At 35.3% G+C, this 19675-nt stretch carries 20 protein-coding genes; 3 read left to right on the top strand and 17 right to left on the bottom strand.

Annotated elements, in window-relative coordinates; all coding sequences use genetic code 11:
- Nucleotides 1–61: 61 nt before the first annotated feature.
- A complete protein-coding gene (locus ACFSW4_RS05750; RefSeq protein ID WP_054751418.1) occupies nt 62–316 on the top strand; it encodes a hypothetical protein in 255 nt (84 codons plus the stop codon).
- Nucleotides 317–321: 5 nt separating this feature from the next.
- Here ACFSW4_RS05750 and ACFSW4_RS05745 read toward each other — a convergent pair whose 3' ends face one another.
- From ACFSW4_RS05745 to ACFSW4_RS05735, 3 genes are all read right to left on the bottom strand, one after another.
- Nucleotides 322–555 (bottom strand): hypothetical protein, encoded by a 234-nt coding sequence (locus ACFSW4_RS05745; RefSeq protein WP_054751420.1) that lies wholly within the window; start codon nt 553–555, stop codon nt 322–324.
- A 125-nt stretch (nt 556–680) separates the two neighbouring features.
- Nucleotides 681–938: a group-specific protein gene (locus ACFSW4_RS05740; protein WP_054751422.1), complete on the bottom strand. Its 258-nt coding sequence runs from the start codon at nt 936–938 to the stop codon at nt 681–683.
- A 109-nt stretch (nt 939–1047) separates the two neighbouring features.
- Nucleotides 1048–1284 carry a helix-turn-helix domain-containing protein gene (locus ACFSW4_RS05735; protein ID WP_377328037.1) on the bottom strand — a complete coding sequence of 79 codons (237 nt, stop codon included), beginning with the start codon at nt 1282–1284 and terminating at the stop codon, nt 1048–1050.
- A 132-nt stretch (nt 1285–1416) separates the two neighbouring features.
- Here ACFSW4_RS05735 and ACFSW4_RS05730 point away from each other — a divergent pair, with 132 nt between their 5' ends.
- Both ACFSW4_RS05730 and ACFSW4_RS05725 read left to right on the top strand, forming a co-directional pair.
- Nucleotides 1417–2040, top strand: a complete 624-nt coding sequence (locus ACFSW4_RS05730; RefSeq protein ID WP_377328035.1) for a LexA family protein — start codon at nt 1417–1419, stop codon at nt 2038–2040.
- Between the two features lie 15 nt (nt 2041–2055).
- Nucleotides 2056–3204 carry a tyrosine-type recombinase/integrase gene (locus tag ACFSW4_RS05725; RefSeq protein ID WP_377328033.1) on the top strand — a complete coding sequence of 383 codons (1149 nt, stop codon included), beginning with the start codon at nt 2056–2058 and terminating at the stop codon, nt 3202–3204.
- Nucleotides 3205–3322: 118 nt separating this feature from the next.
- Here ACFSW4_RS05725 and glnA read toward each other — a convergent pair whose 3' ends face one another.
- The 14 genes from glnA to rny form a co-directional block, all read right to left on the bottom strand.
- Entirely contained in the window at nt 3323–4657 is a 1335-nt protein-coding gene (gene glnA / locus ACFSW4_RS05720; protein WP_054751425.1) for a type I glutamate--ammonia ligase, read from the bottom strand.
- 33 nt (nt 4658–4690) lie between these two features.
- Nucleotides 4691–5101 carry a MerR family transcriptional regulator gene (locus ACFSW4_RS05715; RefSeq protein WP_377328031.1) on the bottom strand — a complete coding sequence of 137 codons (411 nt, stop codon included), beginning with the start codon at nt 5099–5101 and terminating at the stop codon, nt 4691–4693.
- A 115-nt stretch (nt 5102–5216) separates the two neighbouring features.
- Complete coding sequence (locus ACFSW4_RS05710; RefSeq protein ID WP_377328029.1) at nt 5217–6464, bottom strand: methionine gamma-lyase family protein; 1248 nt, start codon at nt 6462–6464, stop codon at nt 5217–5219.
- A 14-nt stretch (nt 6465–6478) separates the two neighbouring features.
- On the bottom strand, nt 6479–7711 hold the full coding sequence (hflX, locus tag ACFSW4_RS05705) for a GTPase HflX (RefSeq protein WP_054751427.1): 1233 nt from the start codon (nt 7709–7711) through the stop codon (nt 6479–6481).
- Nucleotides 7712–7881: 170 nt separating this feature from the next.
- The gene (hfq, locus tag ACFSW4_RS05700) at nt 7882–8103 is read right to left on the bottom strand and encodes an RNA chaperone Hfq (RefSeq protein WP_054751429.1); all 222 of its coding nucleotides are present in this window, start codon (nt 8101–8103) and stop codon (nt 7882–7884) included.
- Nucleotides 8104–8141: 38 nt separating this feature from the next.
- On the bottom strand, nt 8142–9092 hold the full coding sequence (miaA, locus tag ACFSW4_RS05695) for a tRNA (adenosine(37)-N6)-dimethylallyltransferase MiaA (protein WP_377328027.1): 951 nt from the start codon (nt 9090–9092) through the stop codon (nt 8142–8144).
- A gap of 7 nt (nt 9093–9099) precedes the next feature.
- Nucleotides 9100–10923: a DNA mismatch repair endonuclease MutL gene (mutL, locus tag ACFSW4_RS05690; RefSeq protein WP_377328025.1), complete on the bottom strand. Its 1824-nt coding sequence runs from the start codon at nt 10921–10923 to the stop codon at nt 9100–9102.
- A 12-nt stretch (nt 10924–10935) separates the two neighbouring features.
- Nucleotides 10936–13482: a DNA mismatch repair protein MutS gene (gene mutS / locus ACFSW4_RS05685; protein WP_377328023.1), complete on the bottom strand. Its 2547-nt coding sequence runs from the start codon at nt 13480–13482 to the stop codon at nt 10936–10938.
- A 132-nt stretch (nt 13483–13614) separates the two neighbouring features.
- Nucleotides 13615–14142, bottom strand: a complete 528-nt coding sequence (gene cotE / locus ACFSW4_RS05680) for an outer spore coat protein CotE (protein WP_054751432.1) — start codon at nt 14140–14142, stop codon at nt 13615–13617.
- A 187-nt stretch (nt 14143–14329) separates the two neighbouring features.
- Nucleotides 14330–14752, bottom strand: a complete 423-nt coding sequence (locus tag ACFSW4_RS05675) for a RicAFT regulatory complex protein RicA family protein (protein ID WP_054751434.1) — start codon at nt 14750–14752, stop codon at nt 14330–14332.
- The gene (gene miaB / locus ACFSW4_RS05670) at nt 14753–16336 is read right to left on the bottom strand and encodes a tRNA (N6-isopentenyl adenosine(37)-C2)-methylthiotransferase MiaB (protein WP_054751436.1); all 1584 of its coding nucleotides are present in this window, start codon (nt 16334–16336) and stop codon (nt 14753–14755) included. It abuts the gene before it with no gap.
- Between the two features lie 201 nt (nt 16337–16537).
- Nucleotides 16538–16798, bottom strand: a complete 261-nt coding sequence (gene spoVS, locus ACFSW4_RS05665; protein WP_054751438.1) for a stage V sporulation protein SpoVS — start codon at nt 16796–16798, stop codon at nt 16538–16540.
- A gap of 118 nt (nt 16799–16916) precedes the next feature.
- Entirely contained in the window at nt 16917–17714 is a 798-nt protein-coding gene (locus ACFSW4_RS05660) for a TIGR00282 family metallophosphoesterase (RefSeq protein ID WP_377328020.1), read from the bottom strand.
- A 96-nt stretch (nt 17715–17810) separates the two neighbouring features.
- Nucleotides 17811–19370, bottom strand: coding sequence for a ribonuclease Y (gene rny / locus ACFSW4_RS05655; protein ID WP_377328018.1), 1560 nt, complete (start codon nt 19368–19370; stop codon nt 17811–17813).
- Nucleotides 19371–19675: the final 305 nt, after the last annotated feature.

Here is a 19675-nt window from a genome sequence, read left to right as displayed (position 1 = left end):
ACCTACCTTTCAAATAGTCCTCTCTTTGCTAAAATGGTTTTTAGGAAGGAGGTGTTTTGTTATGAATAATGTCAAAATCACTTTTAGCAATAATGAAGCAATTACTGTTTACGAAGGAGGTATCCTAATTCCTATTAAAAAAGTAAATAATGAAGGCACATCACTAAGTGAACCTGTTGAGTTATGGTCACATACACATGATGGCTTGATTCCTTGTTTGACTGAATTGTTTTCTAACTCTTTATTTTTCTTTGAAGCAGACAATAAGAATAAAGTTTACAGTGTGTCTGCGATAGTTAAACTTGAAGTGGTTTGATAAGGTTAAGGCGACTTGATTAGTAAGTCGTCTTTTTCTTTTTCGTATTTATCACTAATTCGATTTAACAACGAGACAAGTACTTGGTCATCTATCCAAATTGCTTTTCTTTTCTCAGAATTTAGAAGCGTTTTTACTTGTCCGTAAGTTTTACACTGGCTTTCTATGGTACTGATAATTGATTGCTCTACCTGGGCGAAGTGGTGGTTGATCAATTTTTTATTTAGAAGGTCAGTCAATTACTACACCTACCTTTCATTACGATTTATCCAGTAATTAACCAAAAAATTAAAACCCAAATTAATGTACCTAGTAAGCCACTAAGGTAATATGATATTGTTGACATGGTTTTCACCTACCTTTCCTATTCTTCTAACCATTCAAGTAAAAATTGAGTCGTTTTCTTTGCTGGGAAGTACCATTTTCCCCCTATCTTTTTCTTAGGAAATTCAGGGTTATGGAAAAATAATTTTTGTATTGTGCTCCAACTCATGCATGTACGTCTTGTTAATTCGTGTTTGTCCCATAGAACTAAATCAAATTCGGCATTTTTTAACCGTTTACGAATTTCTTCTTGGGCCAATTCTTCAACTACCTTCCCGTCAACTTTTACTTCTAACAACTATTTCACCTACCTTTCATAGCAACGTTTTACTAATCACAACATTTTTTTACAGCATTTTTCGCCATTTTAGTTAAAAAGAAGAGCGCTAATGCGCTGCCAAAGATACTTAATATTTAGTTAGTTCCCGTTCGGGAACAATTCGTTCAAAAAAAATACCCGCTTCACTATGAGGAATATTTAATATAGTTAATATTACAGAAAATTCTTCTACACTTATTTTTATAATTCCATTTTCTTTTTTATGGTAGGTTGCCCTTGTAATGCCAAGTGCGTCAGCGATCTTTTCTTGAGAAATCTTTCTAGATAAACGTTCATATCTCAAACGTTGTAAGTTGAACCTCACTATGAATCACCTCCATCTGTTGTTTCTTATTCTATTTTAGTTGTTCCCGTTTGTCAACAAAATAATCAAAAAACATTTTATTGTTTCCTTATGGGAACTATGTTAATATATTCTTTAAAAAGGAGTGTTAAGATGAATACGTCAGAAGAAGTAATAAGAATAATAAAAAAATTAAGAAAGGAACGAGGTTTATCTGTTGAAGAACTATCTAGAAGGGTAGGTATTGCAAAATCAACTCAATCCAGATACGAAAGTGGACAAAGAAAGTTTCCGATTAATGATATAGGTAAATATGCAGAAGTTTTAAATACATCAACAGAACATTTACTAGGAATTGATAAGCCAAATAACATCTACCCTGAATCACCAAGAACTTTAGCAATACCAATACTCGGTAAAATTGCTTGCGGTGATCCCATTACAGCAGAGGAAAATATAAAAGGTTATACATATGAATCTCCTGAAAACCTTCCAAAAGGAAACTTATTTTGTTTAGAAGCTACAGGTGATTCCATGTATCCCACCGTTCCTAATGGATCATTAGTAACCATCAGAGAACAGGCAACAGTTGAGTCAGGAGAAATTGCAGCTGTGTTAATTAATGGAAACGAAGAAGCAGTCCTTAAACGCATTAAAAAACACGGCGAAACCGTTTTTTTAATATCTGATAATACAAACTACGACCCTATTTTAGTAACTGAAGAAAATCCCGCTAAAATTATAGGAAAAGCTGTTAGAGTTATCAAAAATCTATAAAGGGAGGAATATACAATGGGAATAAGTTTGCGTGAATATAAGAAAGGAATGTGGGAGTACCGAGTCATATACAAAGACCCCATATCTAACAAACAAAAGGAACGGTCAAAGCGTGGTTTTACTGGGAAAACTATAGCTCGACAAGCTGCACAAGAAGTTGAGAAACAATTAATGAATAACTTTGAGTTGGCTAGTAGTGATATTCAATTTAAACATTACCTTAAAGATTGGTTATTAGAATATAAAAAAGATGTAGTTCGTAAAAACACTTATGAACTACACCAAAGAAATATTGACAAACATATTATACCTTACTTTAAAAATATCAAATTAAAAGACATAAAGCCAACTTTATATCAAAAGTTTTTAAATCACTTATATGACCAAGGATATTCTAAACGGACAATAGAAATTGTGCATGGCACAGCACGAAACTCTTTGGAAAAAGCATATCACCTAAATATGGTTGAAAGAAATCCAACTATTGGAGCAGTAATTAAAGGGAAGAAAAAAGAGAAATCAATTAAATTTATTGATTCCTACGATATCCCTTTATTTTTGAAGACAGCCAGACAGTATGGTTATACTTATTGGATTTTCTATTACTTTATGATTGAAACAGGAGTTCGTAAAGGGGAAGCAGCAGCCATTCAATGGACTGATATTAACTTTAAAGAGTCTACAGTTACCATTAATAAAACGTTAGACTTCCAAGCTAACTCAGATGGAGAATTATTCGGAGATCCTAAAACTTATAAATCTAAACGCACAATAACAATAAGAAAAAACTTAATGGACAAATTAAAGTTTCATCTTAAATGGCAAAATGAAAATAAAACACAGCTGGACGATCAATATAAACATGATTTGAATTTAGTCTTTTGTAGAGAAGATGGTAGCCACTTACCAAAAAGTTCTTTGTTTAATTCATTTAGACGTATTTTAAAGCAAGCTGGACTACCCACCTTACCAATTCACTCTTTAAGACACACACACGTTGTCTTGCTCTTAGAAGCTGGATGGGATATGAAGTCCATTCAAGAACGAGTAGGTCACGGTAGCTATCAGATTACAGCTGATGTCTATTCTCACATCTCTAAACGATTAGATGAGAAAGAAATGAATAAATTCGAAAACCATATGAATGATATTTTGGGAGATTAAAATTTTTTTGCAATTTTTATGGGTAAATCATGGGTAACTACCCATTAATAATCATTCTGAATAAGATACACATATATAAAAACCCCTCAATACATTGTGTATCAAGAGGTTTAGAGGTTTAATAACTACTCATATATTGTTCGCGTTCCCAAGGGTGAACTTGTGTTCTGAACATATCCCATTCGATTTCTTTTGATTCAATAAAGTGTTCTAATAAGTGTTCACCAAGTGCACCTTTAATCACGTCATCGCTCTTAAGTTCTTGAAGGGCATCGTATAAAGTTGCCGGTAAATCTTGAACACCATTCGCGACACGTTCTTCTTTATCCATCACATAAATGTTACGATCAACTGGCTTTGGTGGCTCTAATTTATTTTCAACGCCATCTAATCCAGCTGCTAACATAACTGACATCGCCATGTATGGATTTGCAGCAGGGTCCACACTACGCACTTCAATACGTGTACTTAAACCACGTGAAGTTGGAATACGGATTAATGGACTACGGTTTTGACCAGACCACGCTACATAACAAGGCGCTTCATAACCTGGCACTAAACGTTTGTAAGAGTTAACAGTTGGGTTTGTGACAGCTGTAAAGTTAACCGCGTGTTTTACGATACCTGCAGTGAACTGGTAAGCTGTTTTACTTAACTGTTCTTCTCCATTTTCATCAAAGAACGCATTCTCTTTACCTTTAAATAGCGACATATTTGCGTGCATACCCGAACCATTGACACCGAACAGTGGCTTTGGCATGAATGTTGCATGCAGGCCATGTTTACGAGCGATTGTTTTAACAACAAGCTTAAATGTTTGGATATCGTCACAGTGCTTAACGGCATCTGAATATTTAAAGTCAATTTCGTGCTGACCTGGCGCAACTTCGTGGTGGGATGCTTCAATTTCAAATCCCATCTCTTCTAACTCAAGCACGATATCACGACGGCAGTTCTCACCTAAGTCTGTAGGTGCAAGGTCGAAATAACCACCTTTATCGTTAAGTTCCATCGTTGGGTCGCCTTTTTCATCTAACTTGAATAAGAAAAACTCTGGCTCAGTTCCAATATTAAATGCTGTAAAGCCTAACTTTTCCATTCGTTCTAAATTACGCTTTAAGTTATAACGAGGGCACCCTTCAAATGGTGTACCATCTGGATTGTAAATATCACAAATAAAACGAGCTACTTTACCTTTTTCAGACGTCCATGGGAATACAACAAATGTATCAAGATCTGGATGCAATTTCATGTCTGATTCTTCAATACGTACGAAACCTTCGATTGAAGACCCATCAAACATCATCTCGTTGTCTAATGCTTTGTCTAGCTGACTATAAGGAATTTCAACGTTTTTAATCGTTCCTAATAGGTCTGTAAATTGTAGGCGGATAAATTTCACGTTTTCTTCTTTAATGATCTTGTAAATCTCTTCTTTAGTAAATTTACTCATTCAATATGTTCCTCCTGTTTTTTATTCCATCATTTAATGGTAAAACCTTGATAGGTCTCCTTGGTTGATGGATGTTTTATTTAAGTAACCAGATTCAAGAAGTTCTCGTCGTAATAGCTGATGAAGTTCTTTTTCACTAAGATCTTTTTTGTAGTCTTTGTGCTCTGATTGCGACTTAGCCTGACTTTCTTGAACTTGGTTTTCTCGAAGTTTTAAAACTTGCTTAATACCAGCTAAATTTACGCCTTCATCAATTAACCGTTTAATTTCAATTAAACGATCAACATCATAAAAGCTAAACAATCGTCTATTACCTTCTGAGCGTAAAGGTGTGACCAACTTCTTTTCTTCGTAGTAACGAATTTGCCTTGCGCTAAGCTCAGTCAGTTCTGAGACAATACTAATCGGAAATAATGGCATCGCTTTTCGGTCTTTATAATCCATTTTGCCACCTCCTAATTAGTATATATTATACACAACGGAATAAAAGGTGTCAACGAATGTTAGGAAAGTTAACACAAAAGGATAAAAAAGAACATAACAGTTATCTGCTATGTTCTTATACCCCTGATTTTAAGTTTTGTAACATGATTAATGCTTTCGTGATAGCTAATTTAACGTGTTCATATGTTAGTCCACCTTGGACATATAATGTGTAAGGTGGTCTTATAGGTCCATCTGCGGTTAATTCCAAACTTGCACCTTGAATGAACGTTCCAGCAGCCATAATGACATCATGATCATACCCTGGCATATAGTCCGGATGAGGCGTAACATGTGAGTTAATCGGTGACTGTTTTTGAATAACTTGGGCAAACTTCACCATTTCTTCTTTTGTGTTAAACGTTACAGACTGAATCAAATCTGTACGGTGATCATATGAACTTGGAGTTGTTTCATACCCGTTTTCATTTAATAGCTTAGAAGTATAAATGGCTCCCTTTAATGCTTCACCGACTATATGTGGAGCTAAGAATAGACCTTGGAACATCTCTTGCAAGCTATATAGGCTTGCTCCCGTCTCTTTTCCTAATCCAGGTGCCACTAAGTAATTGGCACTTCTTTCGATTAAATCTTTTCTTCCAACTAAATAACCACCCGTTTTCACAATACCTGCTCCAGGATTTTTGATTAGTGATCCAGCGATCAAATCAGCGCCTACATTGGTCGGCTCTTGTCTTTCAACAAATTCGCCGTAACAATTATCAACGAAAACAATAATATTTTCATTAATATTTTTTACGAATTGAATCATTTCCTCAGTATCAGATATTGAAAAAGAAGGTCTGTTAGCATAACCTTTAGAGCGCTGAATCATGACCATTTTTGTATCAGAACTAATTTCTTGTTCTATTTGCTCATAGTCAATTCCTCCACTTTGAGTTAACATAATCTCGTTATAGTTAACCCCAAAATCTCTAAGCGAACCATCGACTTGTTTATTAATACCAATCACTTGCTCTAACGTATCATAAGGTCTTCCTGTAATCGATACTAGCTCGTCCCCTGGCCTTAAATTTCCAAAAAGTGCTGTCGTGATCGCATGTGTGCCTGACACAATCTGTGGTCTAACGAGTGCGTCTTCCGCTCCAAAAACCGACGCATAAACCTCTTCTAGTTTATCGCGCCCTAAATCATCGTAACCATAACCTGTTGTTGGGTTAAAATGATAGTCTCCAACCTTAGCTATTTGAAATGCATTCAAAACCTTATCTTGATTATCAGTTACGATTTGAGAGATCTTATTCAACTGCTCTTTGATGTTTTCTTCAGTATTTTCTATTACTTGTAAAATATTTGCGTCCATCAGTATTGGTTCACTCACTTTATTAATTGATTGTATAATGGTTTCTCTTGATCAATATATCCTTCCACGTGGTACACTTCTTGTTCTTCATCAAAAGTATAAGACGATACGATGGATTCATGTTTTAATTCATTCAACACTTTACCTTGGTCAGATTGTAAAGCTAAATTATAAGATTTCCATTCGTGTTTTAATACATCTTCAATTTTTAATAACAGTTGTTTTAAATGAGATTCATCTTTAGCTGTGATCGATATGCTCGGCTGAGAATAAGGAATAAATTCGTCTTTAAGTAAATCAATTTTGTTATACACCGTCAAAATTGGTAAGTGATCCGCTTCTAATTCATTTAGTAACTCTTTAACGGTTTTTTCATGTTCGATTGCTTGTGGGTCAGAGCAATCAACGACATGTAAAATAAAATCAGCTTCTGTCACTTCTTCAAGTGTCGAGCGAAAAGCTGCAATCAATGTTGTCGGTAATTTTTGAATAAATCCAACCGTATCAGATAGTAAAGCTTGAAAGCCAGATGGTAAGGTTAGTCTCCTTGTAAGCGGATCAAGAGTCGCAAAAAGCTTATCTTCTTCTAGTGATGTTTCTTGTGTTAAACGATTAAACAAAGTTGATTTGCCAGCATTGGTGTAACCAACAATCGAGATTTGAAATGCAGAGCGCCTTTTTCGATTTTCTCGATATTGATTCCGATGTTTAGCTACTTGTTTTAATTGGGCTTTAATATCCGTAATTCGATTCCTTATATGCCTTCTGTCTGTTTCTAATTTTGTTTCACCAGGACCTCTTGTACCAATTCCCCCACCTAATCGGGACAATTCAACACCTTTACCATGTAAACGAGGCAGCATATACTCTAATTGAGCAAGCTCGACTTGGAGTTTACCTTCCTTCGTTCTTGCCCTCATAGCAAATATATCTAAAATTAATTGTGTTCGATCAATGATTTTAACATCTAACGTATTGGATAAGTTACGAGATTGAGAAGGTGTTAGCTCGTTATTAATGATAGCAACATCCACTTCATTCTCCTGAATATAATACTTAATTTCTTCGACTTTTCCAGTTCCTACGTAATAAGCTGAATGTACTTTATCACGTTTTTGAGTGAACGTTTCTAAAATTTCAGCATCAACAGTAAATGCTAATGCTCTGAGTTCATCCATAGATGATTGAAACATCCGATCATGTTCTGTTTGAATTTGACATCCAATTAATATGGCTTGTTCGTTCATTTAATGGCTCCTTTTTTATCCTACTCTGTTATATAATATAACCACTATCTTCTTTGGCAATCATTACTATAACATAACTCATAACAAAATACTTAAATAGTATTTATCATCAAATAAAGCCTAACCCCGTGATAGAGTTAGGCTTAATCAATTTACACTCTTAGTAAATATTATGATTCCAAATCAATATTTCTAGAAGGTGCAAAGGTAGAGATTGCATGTTTAAAAATTAATTGCTGCTTCCCTTCCACTTCGATTAAAATTGTGAAGTTATCAAAAGATTTTACGACCCCACGTAATTGAAACCCGTTAGTCAAAAATACAGTTAATGGTACCTTTTCCTTGCGTAATTTGTTTAAATAAGTATCTTGTACGTTTGTAGAATTAGCCATACAAACTCCTCCTCTATCTATCTGTTATATTAATAATTCTATAAATGATTAATCTTTCCTTCTACTTTTTTGAAAATATTTTCAAATATTGGCCAATAATTGTCTGGATTTATGTTAAACCAATTCACATTTGGGATTTTATTACGGTAATACGTTAATTGTCTCTTAGCAAACCGTCTCGTATTTCGTTTAATCAATTCAATAGCTCTGCTCTGGTCATATACACCATTAAAATAAGGAATCCACTCTTTATAGCCAATGCCTTGCATAGGCTGAACATTAGGTCCATATGTTTCATAAAGTTCCCGCACTTCTTCAATTAACCCTTGTTCAACCATTAAATCGACTCGTTTATTAATTCGTCGATATAGTATTTCACGTTCCATGTTTAAACCTATAATGAAGGAACGATAAGTTGGTGTTACGATTTGTTGATCCTCTATTTCTGACATTGTTTTTCCAGACAAATCATATACTTCAAGTGCTCTTATGACACGTCTTATATTATGTGGATGTATTTTTTCTGCCTGTTTTGGATCTACTTGTCTTAAACGATTGTAAAACGGGTCAATTCCTTTAATTTCAATCTCCTTAAGAGCTTGTTCAACATATTCAGAATCACGTTTAATATCTGAGAACTGGAAATTGAATAATGCTGAGTGGATATAAAATCCAGTACCTCCCACAACAACTGGAAGCTTTTGAGAAGAATTTAAGTTAGTAACCGTTTTATTTAAATCAGTCTTAAACTCAGCTGCAGAATAATCTTCTTCCGGGTCTAAGTGATCGATTAAATGATGCTGTATTTCATCTTTTTCTTCGTCTGTTACTTTAGCAGAACCAATATCAAAACCTTTAAAAAATTGCATGGAGTCAGCGTTTATCACTTCACCATTAAATCGTTTACTAATTTCTATTCCTAATTTAGTTTTTCCTACTGCAGTTGGACCGATTACACTTACGACAAATGGTTTCTCCAATTGTGACACCTAGCCTTTACATAATTCGTTTAAACATACGCTGCAATTCATACTCACTAAAGTGTATCACAATAGGTCTTCCGTGAGGACACGTAAATGGATCGTGGCAAGTTCTAAGCTCATTTAATAGGTATTCCATCTCTTGGTGATTTAAATAATGGTTTGCTTTAATGGATCGTTTACAAGACATTAGAATAGCCGCTTCTTCTCTAATTTTCTCTATACTAATTGACCTGCCATCGATTAATTCATCTACCATATCTCGAATAATCTGCTCTTCTTCACCTTTCGGGAACCAACTAGGATAAGCTCTAACGATATAACTATAATCCCCAAAATTTTCTAAAAATAAACCTACACTCTCGAATAATTCTTTGTTTTCCTCAATTGTTATAGCCTCTTTACTTGTAAACTCAAAGCTTAGTGGAACAGATAATTCTTGTACTTCTTTAACAGGATTTCCGAGTTTTTTCTTAAAAAACTCATATTTAATTCGCTCTTGAGCCGCATGCTGATCAATCATATATAGCCCCTTCTCATTTTGAGCTAATATGTATGTACCATGAAGCTGACCAATTGGATACATAACAGGCATACGCTCGTTTTGTATTGTCTCGCTTTCTGCAGGCTCTTCTTTTATATTTTCATAAGGGTTGTCTTGGTCTATTGTTACGTCTGCAATAAATTTGGAGTTATCATTATCATTTAATGTTTCATTTATTTGAAAACCGTTGCTAAGATCTTCAAGTTGTTTTCGATCTTCCGATACACGACTTTGGTTTTCTAAAGGATCAAAAGACAAACTTGTCTGTGTTGATTTTGGTTTTTCTTGCTTAGCACCTGATGGGATCAGAGTCTGACGATGTAATACATCGTAAACAGATTGCTTAACAATATCAAATAACTCTTTTTCTTTACTAAACCTAACTTCAGTCTTGGCTGGATGAACATTGACATCGACTAAATAGGGATCCATATTTATTTGAAGCACCACGATCGGATACCTACCTATTGGTAAAAACGTATGATAACCTTCAATAATCGCTTTATTAATAATTGGGTTTTTGATAAATCGTCCATTTACAATAAGTGAAATGAAGTTCCGGTTTGAACGTGTGATCTCTGGTTTCGCTATATATCCTTGAATACTATAATCTAGTGATTCATTTTGAACGTTTAACATATTTTGAGCGATTTTCTTTCCGTAGATTTGCTGGACGACTTGAAGTAACTGTCCGTTACCTGGTGTAAAGAAAATTCTTTTGCCATTGTGATAGCACTCAAAACGTATATCTGGGTGTGACAAAGCCATTTTATTAACCGTATCTGTAATATGACCTAGCTCAGTATGGATCGTTTTTAAATATTTTAATCGTGCTGGTGTATTATAAAACAAATTCTCCACACTAATTTCTGTTCCTTTACGCTTGGTATGCTTTTGAATGCTCTTAACTTCCCCGCCATGCACAACGATTTCAGTACCAGTTTGATCTCCAGTGGAGCTTCTTAATGTTAATTGGCTGACAGATGAGATACTTGCTAAAGCCTCACCTCTAAACCCTAACGTTTTCACTCTAAATAAATCAAATTCATCAGTAATTTTACTCGTCGCATGCCTAAAGAAGGCCTTTTCACAATCATCCGCTTCTATGCCATGTCCATCGTCAATGACCTTAATCATACGAAGACCCGCTTCTTCAAGCTCTAGCTTAATCCACTTACTATCAGCATCCACGCTGTTTTCCAATAGCTCTTTTACTACTGAAGCAGGTCTTTCAACGACTTCACCTGCTGCAATTTTGTTGGACAAATCATCTGGCAATTGAATAATTTTCCCCATCATTGACCTCCTTTAGTCCAACTTCTTCTTTATTTCATATAGAAAGTTCATCGCATCCATAGGCGTCATATTTAATAAATTTAAATCCTGCAATTGGTGTACGACCTGTAAATCTCTTTGAATAGGTGGCTCTTCTTTCGGCTCGAATAATGTTAATTGTTCTTCATTCGTGCTTTTTTCTCGAATACTACTTGTTGCTTCATAAGTATTGAGTAAGTAATTAGCACGGTCAATAATATCATCTGGTAAGTTTGCAAGTTTAGCTACATGAACGCCGTAACTTTTATCAGCTTTACCTTCTTTAATATGGTGTAAGAACACAACCTCACCATCATGTTCATCCACTTCTACATGTACATTAGTTAATTGATGTAAGGTATCCTCTAAGGCAGTCAGTTCATGATAATGGGTTGAAAACAGAGTCTTAGCACCTATATGATCATGAATATGCTCAACAATTGACTGGGCTAAGGCCATGCCATCATATGTGCTCGTACCTCTACCGATCTCATCAAATAATATTAAACTATGATTAGTAGCATTTCTAACGGCATGTTCAGCCTCTAACATCTCAACCATAAACGTACTTTGTCCTGACACTAAATCATCTGCAGCACCAATGCGAGTAAAGATTTGGTCAAAAACAGGTAGCTTGGCAGATCTAGCAGGCACAAAACAGCCGATCTGTGACATAATCACAATTAATCCTAGCTGCCTCATGTACGTACTTTTACCAGCCATATTTGGCCCGGTAATGAGAAGGATGTTGGTTTCCTCATCTAAATTAAAATGATTGGGAACAAATTCATCTTTCATGACTTTTTCAACAACTGGGTGACGTGCATCCTCAACATGAACAACATGCGAATCAACCATATTAGGCTTAATATAGTTATTGGTTTCGCTCACATTAGCAAAGCTTAATAACACATCTAATTGACTAATGCGATCGGCTAATAATTGTAACGCGGGAATATAATTTTTCATTTGCTCTCTTATTTCAACAAATAAATCGTACTCAAGTTCGACACTTTGATCATTAGCCTCTAGAATTAATCGCTCTTTCTCTTTTAATTCTGGTGTAATATAACGTTCCGCATTCGTTAACGTTTGTTTTCGCTCGTATCTAGTTAAGTCGACATTAGCAAGATTAGCCTTAGTTACTTCAATATAATAACCAAATACTTTGTTGTAACCAACCTTTAATGATTTAATACCTGTACGCTTACGTTCATCAGCTTCTAGATTGGCTACCCAAGCTTTACCATTCCGTGAAGCTTCACGATATTGATCGAGTTGTTCGTGATAACCATTTTTAATAATTCCACCTTCTGTAATCGATATAGGCGGCTCCTCGTTAATACCCGCATCTAGCAACTGATAGATTTCCTCATAAGGTTTCGTTTCTGGGAGTAAATTTTGAAGCAAGTCGTTATTAATTTGATTTAAAATTTCTTTTACACTAGGAAATGTTGCTAATGAACGCTTTAACTGTAATAAATCCCGCGCATTAACATTTCCATAAGAAATACGGCCTGCAAGCCTTTCAATATCATACATGTCTTTTAATGAATCTTTTAATTCTTCTCTTTCAAAGAAATGATCAATCAACGCTTGTACTTGTTGATGGCGCTCTTCAATAAGCTCTTTCGATAGTAACGGCCTGTCAATCCACTTCTTTAACTTCCTAGCGCCCATAGCTGTTGCGGTTTGATCTAGCACGGATAACAATGTTCCTTTTTTACTTTTATCCCGAATCGACTCCATTAATTCAAGATTACGTTTAGAGTATAGATCTAACTTCATGTACTGGGCTAATTCGATATATACAACTTTTTGTAAATGTAATAGAAAACGTTTTTGCGATTTATAGATATACTGAAAAACTCGTCCAAAACCTCGAATTAACCGTTCATCTGAGAAATCTTCAACTAAATATTGATAGTCTGAAGGAATTTCTTCTTCATCCTCTGTTGAAATAGTTGCATTTAGATATAGTGATAGATCAGCCTTAGCTTGATTATCAATCTCACTTGGCACTACAATTTCTTTAACAGGCCTATTATATAGCTCACTTATGACATCTTTAAATTCTCGCTCAATAAAACTTACAAAACTTTCACCGGTTGATAAATCTACATAAGAGATAACGAAATCATTTATAACAGGTGTGATTGAGGCAATGAAGTTATTTTCTTCTTCATTTAGCATACTACCTTCCATGATCGTACCAGGGGTAATCACTTGTACGACTTCTCTTTTAACAACCCCTTTAGCTGTTTTAGGGTCTTCAACCTGTTCACAAATCGCAACCTTATATCCTTTTTCTATTAATATTTTGATATATCGTTCCGCAGAGTGATAAGGAACCCCGCACATAGGGATTTTCTCATCACCACCGTCACGCTGAGTTAAGGTGATTTCTAGTTCCTTAGCTGCTTTTAACGCATCATCAAAGAACATCTCATAGAAGTCACCTAATCGAAAAAATAAAAATGAATCTTGATTTTCTTTTTTAATCTGAAGATATTGCTTCATCATTGGCGTATATTTTGCCATGGTATGTATCCCCCATTAATGTATGTCTATCCGTCATTATAGCATAGGTAACAGGCAAAATTCATGAACATCACTAGCTCTATTCTATTTAAGAAATTAACCAAAATAAAAAGGCTGATAGTCTCAGCCTTTTTATTCCTTATCTACATCAATTTCTGCTAATTCAGCTTCAAGATCATCGAAGTCAAAATCATCTTCATCGAAACCGTTTGGTTCGATTTTAGCCCATACTTTAGTTTCTCCAATAATATCAACTACAAATTCTCTTTCTAACTCAACTTTCACCTTACCACTTTCATCAATCGTGCACTCTAACGTGTTCGGCTGTTGAGTTGCTCGAGCTACTACGTCGAAAGAATTTGAAAGACATTTATCATCCTTCATTACAATTGGTACCTTATCTACATATTGTTTTCTTTCTGTTACAACTTCTGTTTTTGTGTTATTACTGTGCGAGTACCAAACGTTGATGTCATATGCCCCTGTAACTTCAACGAAACGCCCTTTCTTCTTAGCCTCATATTGATGATTAATGACCCAGCACCCTAAAATGCTAGTAGGTTTATGGTTTGGGTTTACCATATGAAGTGTTTCTGTGAATTTCTTCCCTTTACCACAAACCGCCTTAGTTATAATTTCGCGATATTCGCGGTCGAACATGCGTGATCCTCCTCCTTTGTTAGCCAATGTATTTTATGCAAATTAGGTATTTGTTGTGATTCTTGGCCGCGATGTTTTATGTTTTCATACTCATTCATATGTATTTGCCCATTAATGTGTGTTAGTCAATTCATAAAAAAAGCCATTAATTGAGGGGTAGCACCTCAATTAATGGCTTTGTAGTAGATTACATTGAATTTTCTTTTTCTAAACCTTTTCCTGTTTCACCTTTTAAGACGTTCCCGCCGGTTTGGCGAATGATTTCGTCAGTTACTTCATTAGCAATCGTATTCGTAATTCGTTGTAATATATCATTTACAACTACTTGAGAATCCTTAAACTCTTGTACAATCGGAATCTCATCTAATTCAGCTTGAAATCTGTCTAATTCTTCTTCAACACGCTTTAACGCCTCGCCTTTACCATAATGTTGAAGGTTAACTGCTTGTTTCTGCAGTGCTTTGATCTTCTTAATATGAGCTTGAACTTTATTATTGTTATTAATTTTAATTTCTAACTCTTTAAAACGTTCAATCTCGTCTATTTTTGATAATTTTTTCGCTAGCTCTTTAGCTTCAGCAACGACTTGCTGCCTTGTGTATTCTGCCATTTATATCACCTCTACTGGCTCAGCGACGGTTTCTTCAATCATTTCACCGTCAAGGGTCCAAGTTTTTGTTTCTGTAATCTTCACGTTAACAATTTCACCAACAGCTGATTTAGGGCCTACAAAGTTGACTAATTTGCCGCGCTCAGTATAACCTGCTAACTTTTCATCATTACTTTTACTTGTTCCTTCTACAAGAACTTTAACCACTTTACCTTTATATTTTTCCATTGCCTGCTTAGAATATTGATTGACAACCTCATTTAAGCGGTGTAAACGTTTCTTCTTATCATCTTCAGATACATTGTCTTCAATTCTTGCCGCAGGTGTACCATCACGAGGAGAGAAGATAAAGGTATACGCCCCTTCAAAACCTACTTCATGGTATAGAGAGACTGTCTCTTCAAATTGTTCTTCTGTTTCATTAGGGAAACCTACAATAATATCTGTAGTTAAAGCTGCATTTGGAATTTGTTCTTTTATTTTTCTTACGAGTTCTAAGTAACTTTCACGTGTATAACGACGCGCCATGACACGTAACACTTCAGAGCTACCAGATTGAACAGGTAAGTGAATATAAGGCATTAAGTTGCCACCTTTAGCTAGGACTTCAATTAAACGATCATCAAAGTCTCTAGGGTGAGATGTTGTAAACTTAACCCTCGGAATATCAATTTTTCGAATTTCATCCATTAAATCGCCTAGCCCATAATCCATATCTAAATCTTTACCATACGCATTAACGTTCTGGCCAAGTAATGTCACTTCTTTATATCCCTGCGCCGCTAAATGTCTAATCTCTTGAATGATATCCTCAGGTCTACGACTACGTTCTTTACCACGAGTATAAGGCACAATGCAGTATGTACAGAACTTGTCACATCCATACATAATATTAACCCAAGCTTTTATTCTTCCTTCACGGCGTTTAGGAAGATTTTCAATGATGTCACCTTCTTTAGACCATACTTCAACAACCATCTCTTTGCTCATGAGTGCATTGTAAACTAGTTGCGGTAAACGGTGAATGTTATGAGTTCCGAAAATCAAATCAACATATTGGTGTTTTTTAAGAATACGATTCACAACTGATTCTTCTTGAGACATACAGCCACAAACACCAATAATTAAATCTGGGTTTTCTCTTTTTAAAGCTTTGAGGTGACCAATCTCACCAAATACTTTGTTTTCAGCATTTTCACGAATCGCACAAGTATTTAACAAGATAATGTCAGCTTCATTTTGGTCTGCTGTTGCTTCATATCCCATTTCAGTCAAAATGCCCGACATAACTTCTGTGTCATGCTCATTCATTTGACAGCCATATGTTCTAATTAAGAATTTTTTACCTTTACCTAGACCTTGAAACTGCTCCTCAATTTCAAAGTCATCATGGTATTCAACTTCTTTTCTTAAACGTTTCTTAGCTTTTTTCATATTTGGTGGTTCATATGTTACTTCAAAGTATTTCATAAAATCATCGGAAGTTTTATCTTTGAGTCTTTTTAAGTTATCCTGGTCGGATTTTACGTCCGCTGGATCGACTTGGTTAATTTGACTCTGCTCTTTCCTTTGTTTTTCGTTCATATATATAAGACTCCTTTCACGCACTACTTAAGGATATTCTAAACAGCATTATCCATTAATACAGTATAAATCCTACAACGAATTTTAACAATACAGAACCATTAATTCCAAAGAAATATACTAAATTTGTCATAAATAAAACTAATCCATACAAAAAAACGTTCAAACCCATTACTAGGATTTGAACGTTCATTTTGCAAGTTATCTAGGCTCTACGATTAACTTAATAGCTGTTCTCTCTTCTTGATCAATTAGAATATCCGTAAATGCTGGTATACAAATTAAGTCAACACCACTAGGAGCAACAAATCCTCTTGCAATCGCTACTGCTTTAACGGCTTGGTTAAGAGCACCCGCACCAATTGCTTGAATTTCTGCTGATCCGCGTTCGCGTAACACATTTGCCAACGCACCAGCTACAGAGTTTGGATTTGACTTTGCTGAAACTTTTAATATTTCCATTACTAGTTCCTCCTTAATTGACTATTATGATTTCATAACTAATTTATTCAGCATTCTATGGTTCTATTCCTTTTATTATGAACTAGTTTTCCGAAAAATTCAAATATTACAATTTTAATCAATTAAAATTAATATGATCAGCATTGATTAAAATTCGTTTTATATTATTAGTTTTACCCGTTTGGTCATCAATTGAAACACTAATTCCACTTAAAACTGTTTTTTCTGTTTCTGGAACCTCGAATTTAGCGGGTAAACCCGTTTTAAACTTACGAATGATTGATTCTTTTTCCATCCCTAATATACTATCGTAAGCACCAGTCATCCCAACATCAGTAATATACCCAGTTCCATTCGTTAAAATACGTTCATCCGAAGTTTGGATATGAGTATGTGTACCAACTATTGTTGAAACTTTCCCATCTAAATACCATCCCATCGCCTGTTTCTCACTTGTTGCCTCAGCATGGAAATCTACAAATATTAAATTAGTTTTTGATTTTGCTTGATCTATTAATGAGTCTATAACTTGAAATGGATCATCTAATGGATTCATAAATACTCTTCCCATTAAATTAATAATAGCTACTGTCTTTTGCTTTTTCTTAACAAAGCGTAACCCTTCTCCTGGTGTTCCTTCAGGATAGTTGGCTGGTCTTACTAAATACTCCGCATCATCAATAAAATCAAAAATCTCTTTTTTATCCCAAGCATGATTACCTAATGTAACAACGTCAGCTCCCCATTCTAAAAATTGGTGATAAAGTTTTTTAGTTAATCCTTTACCATGAGCAGCATTCTCACCGTTAACAATGGTTAAATCCGCTTTATGTTGATCCTGTAAATTAGATAGATTTTGTCTAAGTGCTTCTCTACCAGGCTTCCCTACAACATCTCCGATAAACAAAATATTCATACGCGACCCCTTCTATTGCTTAGTCTTATGTATACGTAAATAGTTACACAATCAAGTTTTAAAGTCAAAAATAAAAACGGCTTATAATAGCCGTTTTTATTTCGCATATTCAACTGCGCGTGTCTCTCTAATAACTGTAACTTTAATGTGGCCAGGGTAATCCAAGCCATCTTCAATTTTCTGTCTGATTTCACGTGCTAATTGTGTAGCTTTTGCATCATCAATATCTTCTGGACGCACCATTATGCGAACTTCGCGTCCTGCTTGAATAGCGAATGATTTTTCAACGCCTTCATAAGTATCCGCTATTTCTTCAAGTTTTTCGAGTCGTTTAATGTAGTTTTCTAACGATTCACTTCTAGCACCAGGTCTTGCGGCAGATAAAGCATCAGCTGCAGCTACAATAACTGAGATGACACTAGTAGCCTCTTCGTCACCGTGGTGAGATGCGATCGCATTAATTACGACTTCGTGTTCTTTGTATTTCTGTGCTAATTCCTTACCAATTTCAACGTGGCTGCCTTCTACTTCATGGTCCACTGCTTTACCGATATCGTGTAACAATCCTGCACGTCTTGCTAACTGTTCATCTTCTCCGAGTTCTGCTGCTAATAATCCAGATAAATAAGAAACCTCTAATGAATGGTTTAAGACGTTTTGACCATAACTTGTACGGTACTTCAAACGCCCAATAATCTTGATTAAATCCGGATGAATCCCATGTGATCCAATATCAAATGTCGCTTGTTCACCAACTTCTCGAATATATTCATCAACTTCACGACGAGATTTCTCAACCATCTCTTCAATTCGAGCCGGATGAATTCGTCCATCTTGAACAAGGTTTTCAAGAGCAATTCTTGCAATCTCTCTTCTAATTGGATCAAAACCTGATAAAATAACAGCTTCAGGAGTATCATCTATGATGAGATCAATACCAGTTAACGTTTCAAGCGTACGGATATTACGACCTTCTCTACCGATAATTCGACCTTTCATTTCATCATTCGGTAAGTTAACAACAGAAACAGTTGTTTCAGATACATGCTCGGCCGCAAGACGCTGCATTGCAAGTGAAAGGACTTGCTTTGCCTTCTTGTCTGCTTCTTCTTTAGCTCGATTTTCGGCTTCTTTGACCATTAGAGCCGTCTCGTGTTCTAATTCTTTCTTCACACGATCTAATATCTCTTCTCGAGCCTGGTCCTGAGTCAGTCCTGAAATACGTTCTAGTTCTGTTTGTTGTGTCTTTAATAACTCATCCACTTTGCTCTCGGTTTCATTTAGTTGTTGTTGTTTTTCACTTAACGATTCCTCTTTCTTTTCTAACATTAGCTCACGTTTATCTAATGTTTCACTTTTTCGATCAAGCGTTTCTTCTCTTTGCAAGAGTCGATTTTCTTGCTTTTGAACCTCTGTTCGACGTTCTCTAAGCTCATTTTCTTGTTCTTGCCTCAAACGATGGTTTTCATCTTTCGCTTCTAAAAGAGCTTCACGCTTTGCCGAATCAGCGTTACGTTTGCCTTCTTCGACAATCTGTTTCGCGAGTCCTTCTGCACTAGAAATTTTGGCTTCGGCAATTGATTTGCGAACCAAATACCCAACAACAATACCGACAACTAAAAGCAAAATGGAGATGAGTATTGCCATACTATCCATACATTCACCTCCTCTTGCTATTCAAATTTCTTTTTCTTTCATACATTTCAGTCGGTAAAGTACAATCATTCATTTCATCATTTTTTAGGTAAAAATGAAAATTATACAATTTAATTTTAAGCCTGTCTATCCTTCGTGTCAAGGAATTGTCAAACTATTTACAGGTACTTTACATATTTTTTCTTAGCTAACTCTATATTTAAAGAGGCTGGGGAAAATATGTATTAATTTAGAAAAAGACGAAAATTAGAGAATAAATCACTCCCTAAAGTTCGTCCTCATTTTTAGCGTAATCAAATGCTTCG

This window comes from Piscibacillus salipiscarius (genome assembly GCF_042685285.1).
Classification (GTDB): Bacteria; Bacillota; Bacilli; order Bacillales; family Alkalibacillaceae; genus Piscibacillus; species Piscibacillus salipiscarius.
The sequence above is the reverse complement of the archived record's forward strand: the minus strand, read 5'-3'. Positions and strand labels throughout refer to the sequence as shown.

Bases quoted from the DNA above. Each gene is read 5' to 3' on its own strand.
- ACFSW4_RS05725 (WP_377328033.1), top strand. From the start codon at position 2,056: ATGGGAATAAGTTTGCGTGAATATAAGAAAGGAATGTGGGAGTACCGA.
- mutL (WP_377328025.1), bottom strand. From the start codon at position 10,923: ATGGGGAAAATTATTCAATTGCCAGATGATTTGTCCAACAAAATTGCA.
- glnA (WP_054751425.1), bottom strand. From the start codon at position 4,657: ATGAGTAAATTTACTAAAGAAGAGATTTACAAGATCATTAAAGAAGAA.
- ACFSW4_RS05660 (WP_377328020.1), bottom strand. From the start codon at position 17,714: ATGAATATTTTGTTTATCGGAGATGTTGTAGGGAAGCCTGGTAGAGAA.
- ACFSW4_RS05750 (WP_054751418.1), top strand. From the start codon at position 62: ATGAATAATGTCAAAATCACTTTTAGCAATAATGAAGCAATTACTGTT.
- ACFSW4_RS05710 (WP_377328029.1), bottom strand. From the start codon at position 6,464: ATGGACGCAAATATTTTACAAGTAATAGAAAATACTGAAGAAAACATC.
- hflX (WP_054751427.1), bottom strand. From the start codon at position 7,711: ATGAACGAACAAGCCATATTAATTGGATGTCAAATTCAAACAGAACAT.
- cotE (WP_054751432.1), bottom strand. From the start codon at position 14,142: ATGTTCGACCGCGAATATCGCGAAATTATAACTAAGGCGGTTTGTGGT.
- ACFSW4_RS05715 (WP_377328031.1), bottom strand. From the start codon at position 5,101: ATGGATTATAAAGACCGAAAAGCGATGCCATTATTTCCGATTAGTATT.
- ACFSW4_RS05730 (WP_377328035.1), top strand. From the start codon at position 1,417: ATGAATACGTCAGAAGAAGTAATAAGAATAATAAAAAAATTAAGAAAG.
- hfq (WP_054751429.1), bottom strand. From the start codon at position 8,103: ATGGCTAATTCTACAAACGTACAAGATACTTATTTAAACAAATTACGC.
- rny (WP_377328018.1), bottom strand. From the start codon at position 19,370: ATGGATAGTATGGCAATACTCATCTCCATTTTGCTTTTAGTTGTCGGT.
- miaB (WP_054751436.1), bottom strand. From the start codon at position 16,336: ATGAACGAAAAACAAAGGAAAGAGCAGAGTCAAATTAACCAAGTCGAT.
- ACFSW4_RS05675 (WP_054751434.1), bottom strand. From the start codon at position 14,752: ATGGCAGAATACACAAGGCAGCAAGTCGTTGCTGAAGCTAAAGAGCTA.
- mutS (WP_377328023.1), bottom strand. From the start codon at position 13,482: ATGGCAAAATATACGCCAATGATGAAGCAATATCTTCAGATTAAAAAA.
- spoVS (WP_054751438.1), bottom strand. From the start codon at position 16,798: ATGGAAATATTAAAAGTTTCAGCAAAGTCAAATCCAAACTCTGTAGCT.